This window comes from Psychrobacillus sp. FSL K6-1464 (assembly GCF_038003145.1).
Lineage (GTDB): Bacteria > Bacillota > Bacilli > Bacillales_A > Planococcaceae > Psychrobacillus > Psychrobacillus psychrotolerans.
Map to the genome: position 1 here is coordinate 490,615 of NZ_JBBOOP010000001.1, position 13,865 is coordinate 504,479.

Here is a 13,865-nt window from a genome sequence, read left to right on the forward strand (position 1 = left end):
AAAAATAGTGCAGTGAGTGATTTTAGATGAAAGAAGGACAGAGAGTTCCATTTTCTGTCCTTTTTCATTTAATTTAATGGAAGGGGATTTTATATGGGTAAGGAATCAATGGTGTCTTTAACAATACACCATTATATTTGGATCATTCTCTTTTGCATTTTCGGTATATTATTTGCTATTTATATATTAATCGCAACAGGGAATAACCCACCACTCGTTGTGTTTATTTTATCTGCTATTGGTACAGGAGGGACTGGTGCTATTATAGGTGGAATTATAGGGAATAGTCTTGTCAATTTTCACAAAGCATTATTCAAGGTGCAAGGACAAAAGAAACGTTAAAATATATTGGGATCTTAATAAGGGTAAAAATAATTCCTTATGGAAAATCAATTGATCGTATTTAGCTAACATGTCCTTTTATTTTTAGATTGTAATTAAATTTCGTTACGCAAGTGAATACAAGTAAAGAAATCATAGCGTAAGTAAATGACATCGAGTATATAAAAAATCTCTCCAAAGTGTAATACTTGGGAGAGATTTGGATACATCAAATATAAAAAAGCTTAAACAGTATTTCTCTTTGTGGTACTTGAAGTGTTTCAAACTTTTGTAGAAAAGCTTCTTTGTCATAAGCGACGTGATGGATGGTTACATTTGGTTTGCTTAAAGTAAAATCTAATACTGCATATGGTGCGGTATTTCCTTTAGACACTCCAAGAGCTCCTGGATTCAGCATTATCTTGTTGTCCGTTTGGAATAAATGCTCGGGATGATTATGTCCAAAGCAAATGATATCCGCCGGATATTCACTGAACATACTCCACGTATTTTCTAATGTAGGTTTTAAAATAGGATGAAAAGGCTCTTCTCTTATATGAGCTTCTAAGAGATGTGGCTCGATATGATAGTGAATTCCCAAAAGGCGTGTACCATTAACTTCTTTAGTTATAACTCGAGGGAGTTGCTCTAGTCGTTGGACATTTTGATGGGATAGTTGATTTGCAATCCACTCATGATGTTCACGTGTATGCTTGTAGCTCTCGGGATGTCCCTTCCCTGAAATAAGGGATAGTATTGCTTCATCATGATTTCCGGTAATCATTCGAACATCGGAGCGGTCAAATAGTATATTTAGAACTTCGTTCGTATCTGGTCCCATGGCAATCATATCACCCAGACACCATATTTCCTGCACATCTGTTTTAGTATCTATTTCGTTTAATACTGCTCGTAATGCAAGTTCATTTCCATGTATATCCGTTAAAATAGCTACTTTCAAAAAATCACTCCTACAACTTATTCTGCCGGTTTCGTTTTTTCTTTCTCTTTCTTTTTATGGTGTTTCAAATATTTCACTAAATAATAAATAAGGATAGTCGCAAAAATAACACCGAAAATGACATACTCATCTACATCCGATGAAAGTATTCCAGCGGGAATCAATGCAAGAACAAAGAAATATAAGAAGTTCCCAATTGCAGTAGCTATTGTGAAAGGTATTATACGAATTGTACTTAGTCCAGACAAAATATTTATAAGACTAGTTGGGATAAATGGAAAGAGTCTACCTTGAAGTACGTAGGCAAAACCATTTGCATCTACCTTATCTATTAAACCTTTGTTGAACTTCTCGATAATAATTTCTTGGAAAACATAGCGAACTCCATATAACACAATAACGGATGCAATAATACTCGTAAACCAACTCCACAAAAAGCCATTTATAAATCCGAACAATGTGATATTGATCGTAATCACGAGAATAAGTGGAAATATAGTAAATGAATTTTGTATGATCATGACTAGTGCCATAAAAAATAGTGCATAGCCGATATTTCTTTCTAGAAAGAGTTGGACCTCATCTATATCTCCTTGTAATAAGGACGTCACAATATCTTTGTTTAATAAGACGAAAACTGAAACTAATAGCAAGGCGCCCCAAATAATCCATTGTCTTTTTGTAAGATGTTGAATTTTATTCTTCATTTGTTAACGTCACCTGGTCCTTCACACATTTATTGTCCAATCGTACCACGGTTTAAGGTTACTAAAAAACTTTTAAGGTCTATTCTTATAAAGATATTCAAATGAATTTTGTAAAGACCAAAAAGTTGAATACTATTAGGCTAATTTACTCCTAACTTTACTAGCTGAAAGTAAGGTTAAGTAAAGAGCTGTAGTAAACATTAGAGTAGAACATCCTATCACAACCTCTTTTACAGAAAACCAGTGAGAGGCTAATCCTACTAAAAGAATAGTGATGACTTGTATAAAACTCGCAAGCATCTCATAAATACTTGAGATTCTTCCCATCATATCGATAGGGATATTCGATTGAATGTATGTCATAAATCCCGTATTAGAAATAGATAGAAAAAATGAAAGTACAAAAAATCCGATGCTAGCTAACAAATAGGTTGTAGAAAAACTGTAGATTATATAACCAATGGAGACAAATAGTGTTCCTATACTCATTAACAGTTTAGCGGGAAAGAATCTTACTAGCACATTAGTGCAGATTGCACCTATTAAAAATCCGATACCAGCGATAGTGACAAGGGAACCATAGGCAGTATTGGAGAGATTGAGAATCATCTTGGCAAATGTTACTTCCATGGAATCTAATGCTGCAGTAAGTAGCATTACCATTTGAAACATCATATATAAGACGAAAAATGGGATAGCCTTTTTACTAAAACGTACAACTAAACTCCAGTCATTTCGGATATTTAACCAAGTAATTCTTGAATTTTCATGAGAAGCTGAAGACATTTGCTTAGGCAAAAGAAGTGCAAGAGCGGCACATAATAGAAAAATAAAGACATTTACAAATAATGCCTCCTTGAGGGAACCAATCATAAATAAAATCCCCGCAATTAATGGACCAGTTACAAATGCACCCGAATGGACAAAGCTAAGGATTGCATTAAATCGATGTCTTATACTTTCAGGTAGTAAAAGCGTCATATAAGTGAAGGAAGCTGGCTCAAAAATTGCACCAGCCATTTGTATGAAAAACACTAGTGTAAAAATAATGAAGACGGAATTAGAAAAAGGGATGAAGAAGATTAATATTGCTCTAAATAGGTCCAAGTAGACCATAATATGTTTAGTAGAAACACGGTCAATTATACTTCCAGCCCAAGGTCCTACTAACAACTGTGTGATAGGTTTGATAATATATAAAGTGGCAACTGCTAAAGCAGATCCTGTTATTTCTAATACCATTAAGTTAATTGCTAATAGGTATATCCATCCTCCAATATTGGCAACTCCAACGGAACTCAAATATAAAATTGGGAACTTCCATTTAAATGAGTACATTTTAAAACCTCCGACATATTTAAATTTGGTCAATAAAAAAACCCCACCCCCAAGACTGTTGTCTTAGGGACGAGATTAATATGTCGTGGTGCCACCCTAGTTTGCCCTAATGTCGCCATTAGTGACCTTTTCAAGTACGGCATGTATACATGCTTATACTCTAGCTCGATAACAGGAGCAACTGTCACATAATACCTTGTTCTGTACAAGTCCTATGTGAAGCTCAGAGGCTTGTTTCGGTAACTTCATTCTTACCCATTCACAGCTACTAGGGCTCTCTTTAAAGATATTCGATTACCTACTCTTCTCTTCATAGCTTTTTAATTTTTCCTATCATACCATATCCACTTCTAAATACTAGTTGTTTTTTATCTTTTGCAATAACTTTTTATCAGTATAAAGGATACTGGCGTAACGCAAACTTCTATGAAAAGGAGTGTTTACGATAACATCACTTACAGAAGCTATTAAAAAGTTTGCATTGCCATTTAATACTCCAGGGGATTTCACTCCTCTTTTAACAGCTATAGGAGAGTCTAGAGTTGTATTACTCGGAGAGGCTAGTCATGGAACTTCAGAATTTTATAAAGTTCGAGCAGAGTTAACAAAGCGACTGATTGAAGAAAAGGGATTTACTCTAATTGCGGTAGAAGGAGATTGGCCATCTACTCAGCGAGTAAATAGATTTATAAAAGGTTACGATACAGACGTCAACAAACAAAATGTACTAAATGTATTCGAACGCTGGCCTACTTGGATGTGGGCAAATGAAGAGATTTCGGAATTAGTTATGTGGTTAGAAAAACATAATAAGCAACTAAAAGATAACAGGAAAATAGGATTCTACGGAATTGATGTGTATAGTTTATGGGAATCTTTAGATGAAGTGATAAACTATTTGCGGAAAACAAATCCGGAGGGAACTGATATGGCTTTTGCCAAAAAAGCAATATCCTGTTTTGAGCCTTTTAACCGTCATCCCGAAACGTATGCATTTTCCTCTATTCACATCTCGGATGCTTGTGTGGAGGAAGTAACGAAGTTAGTTTCATCTATTCGCACAAACGAAAAGCAGTATGAAGATAAGGAAGAAGCACATTTAAATTTAAAGATAAATGCATTAGTAGCGCAAAATGCAGAAGAATATTACAGAGCGATGGTTCGCAGTGATGAACTTTCATGGAATGTTCGTGATGAGCATATGGTCGAAGCTATTAACGAAATAATGGATTATCATGGGAAAGATTCGAAAATAATAATTTGGGCACATAATACTCATATTGGAGATGCATCGGCAACAGATATGAAAAAAGAAGGTCTGACAAACGTAGGAGAAATTCTTCGTATGCAGAACAAGCGTGAAAATGTGTTTTCGGTTGGATTTGGTACTCATAGTGGCGAGGTTATTGCGGCAGATGAGTGGGGAACTACTCCTAAGAGAATGATTGTGCCTCCAGCAAGAAAAGATTCATGGGAAGATATGCTGCATGGTGTAGAAGCTTCTGATAAGCTTCTGATTTTTGACGAGGAGAATCGAACATTCTTTAATGATTGGGTGGGGCATCGGGCTATTGGTGTCGTCTATAATCCAGACTTCGAAGCCTATGGAAATTACGTTCCTTCTAAAATTGGGAGCAGATACGATGCTTTTATTTATATAGATAAAACGAATGCTATATCACCCATTGACTAAATATTGAATGCAGATGGAGAGGGAGTAATTTCTCCATCTGTCTATGTTACTTAAATTCTAGATTTCTTCATGATCCATGAAGTCAGTAACAATATAGCGCCAATACCAAGTGAAGACTGCCACGGTAATATAAAGGATGGACCTATCTCTTTTACAAAAAAACTGATGATCAAAATAACTAAGAATCCTCCTGCCCCATATAAACCAGCCCTAATCATCATCTTTTTATCAGTAGCATTTTCATCAAAAGATCTTTGACTTATTAAACCGAATATCATTTTTACTCCTAAAGCTGTCATAACCATTATCAATAGGATGAGAAGTAGGGAAGAAATGATATATACTTCTTCAGAAGCTTTAGTACCAATTATAGGAATAATTATACTTCTCATTATTAAAAACCATCCAACCAAGTTTATAGCTATTTCACTTACGAATATGAAGCTCTTGCGTTTATTTTCACGCGGTAAATGACTAATAATCTCATCTGCATAACCCTTAGGATCATTGCCAAAGATTTCTTGCGCTGTTTTACCATCTTGTTGACCTTCCGTAAGATGATCTAACATCTCCATCAAAACTTCCTCTGATTGTTGCTCTGATAAGGTTAGCTTCGTTCGAATATAAAGTAATAAGTTCGTGTAATATTTCTCGTTTTCCTCCGTCAATAGTGCTCTTTTTTTGTTATTTTGTTCGATTAACTCACGTGCTTTCAAATGGTTCATCCCCTTTCGATAATAGAGCATTAATAGGTACTGATAATTGGTTCCATTCTATAGAAATTGTTTCAAGAGCTTCTTGTCCAGCTGAAGTCAATGAATAATATTTGCGATTGGGTCCAGATTCAGAAGGTCTCATTTCACCAACAATAAGCTTGTTTTTTTGAAGTCTTAATAAAACAGGGTAAATCGTGCCTTCGCTTACATCCTCTAAACCGACTTTTTGGAGTTTTTTAGAAAGTTCATAACCGTAGACTGGTTCTTTTTCGATAACGGCAAGTACACAGCCATCAAGTATTCCTTTGAGTAGTTGACTTCTAATGGACATTTTTTTCTCCCTTCCACTAACTTGCATAACAAAGTAGTTGTATAAAGAAATGCTACCTTGCTTTGCAAAGTAGCTAAGGTAAGTATAAATTTAATTTGTAGTAATGTCTACTAGGTAAATGGTCCACTTTCTTGTAAGGATTAAAAAAGTTCATTATTATCTGACAATTACGTGTTAAACTAACAGTAACTAAATGACGAATTAGGAGGAATAGAGTGAGGATTTGGAGAAAGCTATTAGTTTCTGTTGTATCAATTGTGATGATTAGTGGATCTGTTTTTATTTCTACAAGTGAAAATAATACCGTTGAGGCAGCTACTTCGTATAGTAGTTTAAAAACTAAACTCAATACTATTATGGCTGATAATCGCATGAAAAGTGCTTCTACAAGTGTCACGGTAAGGAATGCTGCTACTGGAGAAATTGTGTATGAACATTACGGAGACAAAAGGATTACTCCCGCTTCCACAATGAAATTATTAACAGGGGCAGCTGCACTGGAAACACTTGGTGAGAAGTATCGTTTCTCTACGACCGTTTTGACGGAAGGTAAAGTAGAAAAGGGTATATTAAAAGGAAACCTCTATTTAAAAGGTCAAGGGGATCCGACATTATTAAAAACGCATTTAGATAATTTTGCAGCAACGTTGGCAAAACAAGGTATCAAAAAGGTTAATGGAAACTTAGTCGGAGATGATACCTGGTATGACAAAGTTCGACTTTCTGCAGGTATTTTAGCTGAGGACGAGCCATATTACTATGCTGCACCTATCTCGGCGTTAACGCTTTCGCCAAACGGGGATTATGATGCAGGATCGGTTATTGTTACAGCAAAACCAAGTAAGAATGGTAGAGCAACAAGTATTACATTAACACCTGCAACAGGTGTTTTACAAGTAGTCAATAACTCCAAAACGGTACCTAAAGGATATAAAAACACATTAAAGGTAACTCGTAAAGTGGGAACTAATAAAGTAATTATTACTGGAAATTCTCCATTAGGAACTTCCGGTATAAAAGAATGGATTTCTGTTACGGATCCAACAGCCTACTCATTAGATGTATTTAAAAAGTCATTAGCAGAAAAAGGTATTACGTTCACTGCTGCTTCAAAAGTTGTGCAGGGTAAAGCTCCAGTAAATGCAAAAGCTCTTGCTTCAAGGAAGTCCATGGAACTAAAGGATTTAATGATTCCATTTATGAAACTAAGTAATAACACGCATGCAGAAGTATTGGCAAAGGAAATGGGAAAAGTAATACATGATGAAGGAAGCTGGAAGGCAGGCCTTCTTGTTATGAATGAATACGCATTATCGATTGGGCTGGATGCTTCCAAATGGACTTTTGAAGATGCCTCCGGAATGTCCTATTCCAATAAAGTTACTTCTAGCCAACTTTCGAAACTTTTGTACTTAGTACGCTCGGAGCCTTGGTATCCTATCTATAGTAAAAGTCTACCAGTGGCGGGATCTTCCGATAGATTAATTGGTGGTACGCTTAAAAACAGATTAAAAGCAAGCCCTGCTAGAGGTAATGTAACGGCCAAAACAGGTAGTCTAAAAAACATAAAATCTCTCGCTGGCTATGCAAAAACTAAAAGTGGTGAAACACTTATATTCACGGTGTTAACAGAAAAAAATAAGTCAAGTACAATTCCAGTAATCGATCAAATCGCCACAACAATTGCTAATTATTAATGCTAAAAGCGCCACCCTTTCAAAAGAAAGGGTGGCGCTTTTAATATGAGGTTAATAATATTTTATAGATGTAGGGTTGGTACCGATTATATTATTAATACGAAAAAACCAAATAGGTGTTAGATCCCCATCTAAGGGATGTGTCTTATTGATTTAATTGTCCACCGTCGACTGTGTAGATGGATTGAGTAACATAGGAAGCCTCATCAGATAATAAGAAAGATACCACATTTGCGACTTCTTCAGCTTCGCCGTAGCGTCCCATTGGAACGGCTGAAGCGAATGCTTTTGTAGCTGCTTCACCTTGGCCAGGTAGAGTATTCTCTTCAATTTGACGCATCATGCGTGTATTGATGATTCCCGGAGCAACGGCATTTACACGTACACCGAAGGGTGCTGCTTCAAGAGCTGCTACACGGGTGATACCAATCAATGCATGTTTCGACATGATATAACCAACCATACCTGGAGAAGCCATTAGTCCTGCTCCGCTTGCTGTGTTAACGACCGCACCAAATCCTTGTTTTTTCAACACTGGTAACACATATTTCAAGCCTAGGAAGGCTCCTTTTATATTGACATTGTAAACCAAATCAAATGTTTCAATTGGATAGTCTTCGATTTGTTTAGTTGTACCTTCAATACCTGCGTTATTAAAGAAACAATCAATTTGACCGAATTTAAGAACTGTGGCATCTACATAAGCCTTGACTTCCTCTTCTTTTGCCACATTGGCTTGAAGAGCAATTGCACGAGTTTCATCTAAGCCTAAATCAACGATTACTTGTTGAACAGCTTCTAAATTTAAATCGACAAGAGCAAGTTTTGCTCCCTCATCAGCTAATTTTTTAGCCGTTACTTTTCCAATTCCACCTGCTGCACCTGTTACGATTATTACCTTATTTTCAAATTTACCCATTAAAAAAACTCCCTTTTTAAATAAATTACTTTGCATGCGAGATAGTATAGTGGTCAAAAATTGTCAATTAACTCGATTTCACACTGTTCTTTAAATATTTTTAACTCTGAGTTAATAAAAAGATAAATTTAGTTCACTAAGGTAAGTATGGTTTAAATTTGTACATCTATGTACTATACTATTTGTGTAGTGAGGTGAGTTATGTGGCGCGTGAACGTAAGTTTACTGATGAAGAGTTATTTAAAGCAACGAAGTTATTGCTAATTGAGGATGGTTACGATGCTTTCACATTTAGTAAGCTAGCTTCGATGATGGAAGTTTCTCGTGGAAGTATATATAAATATTATGAAAACAAAGATGAATTAATCTTAGAGTTTCTCATGTATGAAATGAATCGATTTCTTCAAGAATTTAATGAACTTGATAAAAATGGGGATTTCCAAACACAGTTTTCTATAGTTATTGATTTTATTTTTAAGCATAGTGAAATTCATCAAATACTGGAGATTATTAGCCAAATTCCTAAAAAATCTCCCAATCAAGTCATTTCATCCAATCAGGCACAGTTAACTGGATACTACAGGGATATGTATAAACAGTTTCAAGGTTTAATTGAGCAGGGGAAGAATGAGCAGGTGATTAAGAGGCATCTATCGGATGCTATAATTCTGGGAATGATATTTCAAACTATTGCTATTCCCAATCATTTTGGTATACCACGTGACGAATGGGTAGCTTCTATTAAAGAGATTTTAAGTGAAGGTATGTTTCAGCGCGATTGATTGACATACAAGTCACTTTTACACATAATGTAAATGACAGGTATGTTTTTTTATCCAAAGTGACACTGATGTCACTTAAATTTAAAAAGAAAGAAGTGGACTTATTGAAAAAGGTACTAGGTAGAGTAACTGATTTTATTGCAACTCGAAAAGGTATGTGGATTACTTTAGGTATTTGGATAGCAATTACTGTAATATTTACAATAGTTGCACCAGGTGCAGGCGATCATAAAGTTTCTAGTGTAGCCTCATTACCTGAGGATGCCAAGTCGGTTATTGCACAGGAAAATATTGATGAGCATTTTAAAGATGCAGAAAGTTTACCGGGAATTTTAGTTCTACAGTCTAAAGAGGAAATAGACATGGAAGTTCTTGTAGCAGCTTTAGATAAAGTTGCGGCTGCAAATATAAACGGTTTGAAGGAAATGATTCCTTTAAGTAGTTTGCCACCTCAAGCACTCGAAGGATTTTTCTCAGCAGATAAGAAAACATCTGTTATTCCACTAAGTTTTATCACTTCTTTGGAAACCTCTGAATTAGAGGAAAGCCTGGATCAGGTGAGTGAAATTGTGACCGAGGAAACCGGTTCGACAGTATATATGACTGGACCAGCAGGAATTGCTGTAGATACCACGAATCTATTTGAACGTGCTGATCTTGTTTTAATATTATCGACAGTAGGCATTATTTTAATTCTGTTAATTGTCATTTATCGTTCTCCATTATTAGCACTAATTCCACTTTTAGCAGCAGGTATTGTGTATCAAGTAGTAAACCAGTTGCTTGGGATTCTCGGAGCTAATGGATTAGATTTAGCAAGTCAGTCATTATCAATCATGTCCATCTTATTGTTTGCGGCAACAATTGATTATTCATTGTTTGTATTTTCTCGTTACAGAGAAGAGTTAAAGAATTATGAAACTAAATTTGACGCTATGAAGTACGCAATGCGTGAGACAGGAATTCCTGTATTTTTTGCAGGTGGTACAGTTTTAGCTGCAATGCTAGTATTATTCTTTGCATCATTCGGAGATTATCGTAATTTCGCACCAATTTTTGGAACAACAATGCTTGTTATTATGCTTGCCGCTGTCACATTAATCCCAGCATTATTTACACTTTTCGGCCGAAAATCATTTTGGCCACGTATTCCAAAGTACGGGGAGACAGAAGTAAAAGCAAACTCTCTATGGAGCAAAATTGCATCATTTGTTGTCCATAAACCTATAGTTGCTGCCGTTTCTATATTAGTTATTTTAATCGTTTCGGCATTAAATCTGTTCAATTTAAATTATGAATTTGATACGATGAAGTCTTTCCCTGCTGATATGCCATCCCGGGAAGGGTATGAAATTATAGAGAATGAATTTGCAAAAGGGGATTTAGCTCCTACAACGGTATTATTTGAATCTGAAAGTGAAATTACGGAAGAAACACAAGCTAGTCTAATCGAGCAGTTATTACAGCAAGATTTAGTTAGTACTGTTAGAGGTACGGGGATTTCAGAAGATGGACTTGCAGCACAATTCCAATTAACATTTGAGGAAAGTCCATATTCAACAGAGTCGATGGATGCTCTTGAAAAAATGATAGAGGATGAGGAAAGTATTGTTAAAGATAGCAATGCTGAGGGTGATTTATACTTTGCAGGTGAAACAGCTTCACAAGTAGATGATCGTTCAGTAAATAGTCGCGATCTAATCCTTATCGTTGTACTGGAAACAATATTAATCTTTATTTTATTAATCGTGTTAACGAAATCTGTCAAAATGCCAATATACATGATGGGAACTATTCTATTGTCGTTCCTGGCAGCACTTGGTCTAGGTATGTTCTTATCGAATTTATTCTTCGATATCGATACGATTAGTAATCGTGTTCCGTTGTATTCGTTCGTGTTCTTAGTAGCACTAGGAATCGATTATAATATTATTCTTATTTCTAGATATTTGGAAGAACGAGAAAAACATCCTGTGAAAAAGGCTGTAGAAATTGCAGTATCTCACACAGGTGGAGTTATTTCATCTGCAGGGATACTACTTGCAGCCACGTTTGCTGTATTGATGACGCAGCCAATCCAACTGTTATTCGTTTTTGGATTTATCGTAGCTGTAGGAATTATTTTGGACACATTCTTAATACGCGGTATTCTATTACCTGCATTGATTGTCCTATTTGAAAAAGATAAAAAATAATATAACCGCATGGTCTTTTAGAATAATTCTAAGAGGACCATGCGGTTTTTTTTTAGAAGACTTTCTTTCTATCCCTTTCATCTTTTAGTAATTCAACTGCCTCACGAAAACGAAGTGAATGAATATTTTCTCGTTCTCTTAAGAAACGTAAAGCATCATTGATACCGGGATCATCTGATATATCGATTAACCATTGATAGGTGGCACGTGCTTTTTCTTCTGCAGCAATATCCTCATATAAATCTGCAATAGGGTCTCCTTTAGATTGAATATACGTAGCTGTAAAAGGAACACCCCCAGCATTCTCATAAAATAGGGAGTGTCCGTGATTAACGAAATGTGCACCTAAACCAGCTTTTTCTAATTGTTCAGGGGTAGCATCCTTTGTCAATTTATAAATCATCGTAGCAAGCATTTCAAGATGTGAGAATTCTTCGGTGGAAATATCTGTAAGGAGTCCGATTACTTTATCCGGAACGGTATAACGCTGATTCATATATCTAAGAGCAGCCGCTAGTTCTCCATCAGCACCTCCATATTGTTCCATCAGATATCTAGCGAGCATCGGATTGCAAGTGGTTACCTCAACTGGATAAAGTAACTTTTTTTCATAAACCCACATCTAATTTCTCCTCTCTCATAATTGCCATGGCCAAGGATCTTGGTTCCAACGCCAACCTAATTCAAGCGCTTGCCTTGAGGGGATGGATTTAAGTGATAATGGACCAAACTTATTTTCGTATTGTTTGCGTGCGACTGCAGCATTTTTAATAGCTTCTCTCCATTGTTCTAAAGCATCTTCATCATTAGGATGTGTATCCGTGTATAATGTCCATTCAACCACAACGAAATCCATTTGTTGTACTGTTTTTAACAGTCTCATTCTTTCATCAAAAACATTCATGAAATTCCTTCCTCTCGGGAAAAGCCATCCACAAATTTGGGCCAAAGAGAACCTTGCATTAGTGCTTCCTCTGGAGAATTTTGAGGTAGACCTGGTTGTTGGAAGTTAGTGAAAATTTGTGGTGGTAACACAAAATACTTTATGGTAATAGGGGGACATGGATCTCGTGGTGAAACGAAAGGCTTATAACTTCCTCGGTAACTTGGATTTTGCAAATGCAATCACTCCTTCTATTCATCCTATGGAGCAAGAGCTTGTCTAATTCTTAAATATAAAAAATCCTTAAAAGTTTAGAAAAACTAATAAGGATTCGTTAATGAAAAATTCTCTATTATACTCTAAGATATCCCTAAGAAAAATAGAACTAGCGGAATAGAAATAATGCTGATAAGTGTGGTAACAAGAGTTGTAAATGAAACGAGATCGGGTTCCGTATTAAATTGCAATGCGAGCATCGTGGTATTAGCAGCGGTTGGCATAGCTGCTAGTATAATAGCAACTTGCTTAACCGTATCATTAACTGGCAGGAAGTATAAAATTCCAACAGCAAGTAAGGGAGAAATAATTATCCGAATAACAGAAACTGCGGCTACATACCGATAGGCAACCTTTTTACGAGAAATGACGGCTAATTGCATCCCGAGGACGAGCATTACGGTTGGTATCGAGGCATCTGCTACAAGTCCGACTCCTTCCATTACTGCCTGTGGCACAGTCAATTGTGTTTCTTGTAAAAGAATTCCAAGTGCAGCTGCATAAACGACTGGCATTCTAATAACTCGGTGCAGTGATTGTTGCCATGTTGCTTTCTCCCCTCCACCAAGAGACGCAAAAAATATACCAAATGTATTGATAAACAAACCATGTAAAACCATAATCATTACGGCATAGTCAAAACCGGTAGCCCCTAAAGCAAATAACACTACTGGAGCTCCATAATTTCCACTATTCATAAACATGCCACCTAAAATCATCGCAGAAAGCTGCGACCGCGATGATTTCATAAGAGTTCCAGTAACCCAAGTAATTATTAGTAATATAAAAGCTAAAACTAGGCAAAATATTACGATATAAAAATATTCCAGCGTTAAGGCATTTGTATAAAATGTTCGGAAAGCTAAAAACGGAGACATTAGGTATAGTGCGGCAGTTGAGATAGACTTAATATCAAAACCAATAAATTTTTGTCCAACAAATCCGATAAAGAAAATAATAAAAACCGGCAAAATAATCAATACCAGCTCCAATTCAACACCTTCAATCTAAATGGTCAATTTATAATTATTAAAACCACTATAGCA

At 36.0% G+C, this 13,865-nt stretch carries 14 protein-coding genes and 1 other annotated feature; of the genes, 5 read left to right on the plus strand and 9 right to left on the minus strand.

Annotated elements, in window-relative coordinates; genetic code table 11:
* Nucleotides 1-93 precede the first annotated feature (93 nt).
* Nucleotides 94-342: a hypothetical protein gene (locus MKX39_RS02420; protein ID WP_093536005.1), complete on the plus strand. Its 249-nt coding sequence runs from the start codon at nt 94-96 to the stop codon at nt 340-342.
* A gap of 208 nt (nt 343-550) precedes the next feature.
* Here the strand turns inward: MKX39_RS02420 and MKX39_RS02425 are convergent, their stop codons facing one another.
* The 3 genes from MKX39_RS02425 to MKX39_RS02435 form a co-directional block, all read right to left on the minus strand.
* A complete protein-coding gene (locus MKX39_RS02425; protein ID WP_340768136.1) occupies nt 551-1,282 on the minus strand; it encodes a metallophosphoesterase family protein in 732 nt (243 codons plus the stop codon).
* 17 nt (nt 1,283-1,299) lie between these two features.
* A complete protein-coding gene (locus tag MKX39_RS02430) occupies nt 1,300-1,989 on the minus strand; it encodes a TVP38/TMEM64 family protein (protein WP_340768138.1) in 690 nt (229 codons plus the stop codon).
* 135 nt (nt 1,990-2,124) lie between these two features.
* On the minus strand, nt 2,125-3,327 hold the full coding sequence (locus MKX39_RS02435; protein WP_340768139.1) for an MFS transporter: 1,203 nt from the start codon (nt 3,325-3,327) through the stop codon (nt 2,125-2,127).
* Between the two features lie 62 nt (nt 3,328-3,389).
* Nucleotides 3,390-3,650: a binding site (T-box leader), on the minus strand.
* Nucleotides 3,651-3,772: 122 nt separating this feature from the next.
* Between MKX39_RS02435 and MKX39_RS02440 the strand changes: the two genes are divergently transcribed.
* Entirely contained in the window at nt 3,773-5,020 is a 1,248-nt protein-coding gene (locus tag MKX39_RS02440; RefSeq protein ID WP_340771312.1) for an erythromycin esterase family protein, read from the plus strand.
* Between the two features lie 50 nt (nt 5,021-5,070).
* Here MKX39_RS02440 and MKX39_RS02445 read toward each other — a convergent pair whose 3' ends face one another.
* Nucleotides 5,071-5,736, minus strand: a complete 666-nt coding sequence (locus MKX39_RS02445; protein ID WP_175496211.1) for a DUF1129 family protein — start codon at nt 5,734-5,736, stop codon at nt 5,071-5,073.
* A complete protein-coding gene (locus tag MKX39_RS02450) occupies nt 5,723-6,067 on the minus strand; it encodes a PadR family transcriptional regulator (protein ID WP_340768141.1) in 345 nt (114 codons plus the stop codon). Before MKX39_RS02450 ends, MKX39_RS02445 begins: the two co-directional genes overlap by 14 nt.
* A 215-nt stretch (nt 6,068-6,282) precedes the next feature.
* Between MKX39_RS02450 and dacB the strand changes: the two genes are divergently transcribed.
* Nucleotides 6,283-7,764, plus strand: coding sequence for a D-alanyl-D-alanine carboxypeptidase/D-alanyl-D-alanine endopeptidase (gene dacB / locus MKX39_RS02455; RefSeq protein WP_340768142.1), 1,482 nt, complete (start codon nt 6,283-6,285; stop codon nt 7,762-7,764).
* Nucleotides 7,765-7,909: 145 nt separating this feature from the next.
* On the opposite strand, the gene MKX39_RS02460 is transcribed toward dacB, so the two are convergent.
* Complete coding sequence (locus tag MKX39_RS02460) at nt 7,910-8,683, minus strand: SDR family NAD(P)-dependent oxidoreductase (RefSeq protein WP_340768143.1); 774 nt, start codon at nt 8,681-8,683, stop codon at nt 7,910-7,912.
* 203 nt (nt 8,684-8,886) lie between these two features.
* On the opposite strand from MKX39_RS02460, the gene MKX39_RS02465 reads away from it, so the two are divergent.
* Together MKX39_RS02465 and MKX39_RS02470 are read left to right on the plus strand one after the other, a co-directional pair.
* Nucleotides 8,887-9,465 (plus strand): TetR/AcrR family transcriptional regulator, encoded by a 579-nt coding sequence (locus MKX39_RS02465; RefSeq protein WP_340768145.1) that lies wholly within the window; start codon nt 8,887-8,889, stop codon nt 9,463-9,465.
* A 104-nt stretch (nt 9,466-9,569) separates the two neighbouring features.
* Nucleotides 9,570-11,660 carry an MMPL family transporter gene (locus tag MKX39_RS02470; RefSeq protein WP_445678015.1) on the plus strand — a complete coding sequence of 697 codons (2,091 nt, stop codon included), beginning with the start codon at nt 9,570-9,572 and terminating at the stop codon, nt 11,658-11,660.
* Between the two features lie 52 nt (nt 11,661-11,712).
* On the opposite strand, the gene MKX39_RS02475 is transcribed toward MKX39_RS02470, so the two are convergent.
* From MKX39_RS02475 to MKX39_RS02490, 3 genes are all read right to left on the minus strand, one after another.
* Entirely contained in the window at nt 11,713-12,282 is a 570-nt protein-coding gene (locus tag MKX39_RS02475) for a manganese catalase family protein (protein WP_093535987.1), read from the minus strand.
* A gap of 15 nt (nt 12,283-12,297) precedes the next feature.
* On the minus strand, nt 12,298-12,564 hold the full coding sequence (locus MKX39_RS02480) for a spore coat protein CotJB (protein WP_340768146.1): 267 nt from the start codon (nt 12,562-12,564) through the stop codon (nt 12,298-12,300).
* 338 nt (nt 12,565-12,902) lie between these two features.
* A complete protein-coding gene (locus tag MKX39_RS02490) occupies nt 12,903-13,811 on the minus strand; it encodes an AEC family transporter (protein WP_340768147.1) in 909 nt (302 codons plus the stop codon).
* Nucleotides 13,812-13,865: the final 54 nt, after the last annotated feature.

Coding starts and splice junctions, on each gene's coding strand:
- MKX39_RS02420 (WP_093536005.1), top strand. CDS start 94: ATGGGTAAGGAATCAATGGTGTCTTTAACAATACACCATTATATTTGG.
- MKX39_RS02430 (WP_340768138.1), bottom strand. CDS start 1,989: ATGAAGAATAAAATTCAACATCTTACAAAAAGACAATGGATTATTTGG.
- MKX39_RS02435 (WP_340768139.1), bottom strand. CDS start 3,327: ATGTACTCATTTAAATGGAAGTTCCCAATTTTATATTTGAGTTCCGTT.
- MKX39_RS02450 (WP_340768141.1), bottom strand. CDS start 6,067: ATGTCCATTAGAAGTCAACTACTCAAAGGAATACTTGATGGCTGTGTA.
- MKX39_RS02460 (WP_340768143.1), bottom strand. CDS start 8,683: ATGGGTAAATTTGAAAATAAGGTAATAATCGTAACAGGTGCAGCAGGT.
- MKX39_RS02475 (WP_093535987.1), bottom strand. CDS start 12,282: ATGTGGGTTTATGAAAAAAAGTTACTTTATCCAGTTGAGGTAACCACT.
- MKX39_RS02480 (WP_340768146.1), bottom strand. CDS start 12,564: ATGAATGTTTTTGATGAAAGAATGAGACTGTTAAAAACAGTACAACAA.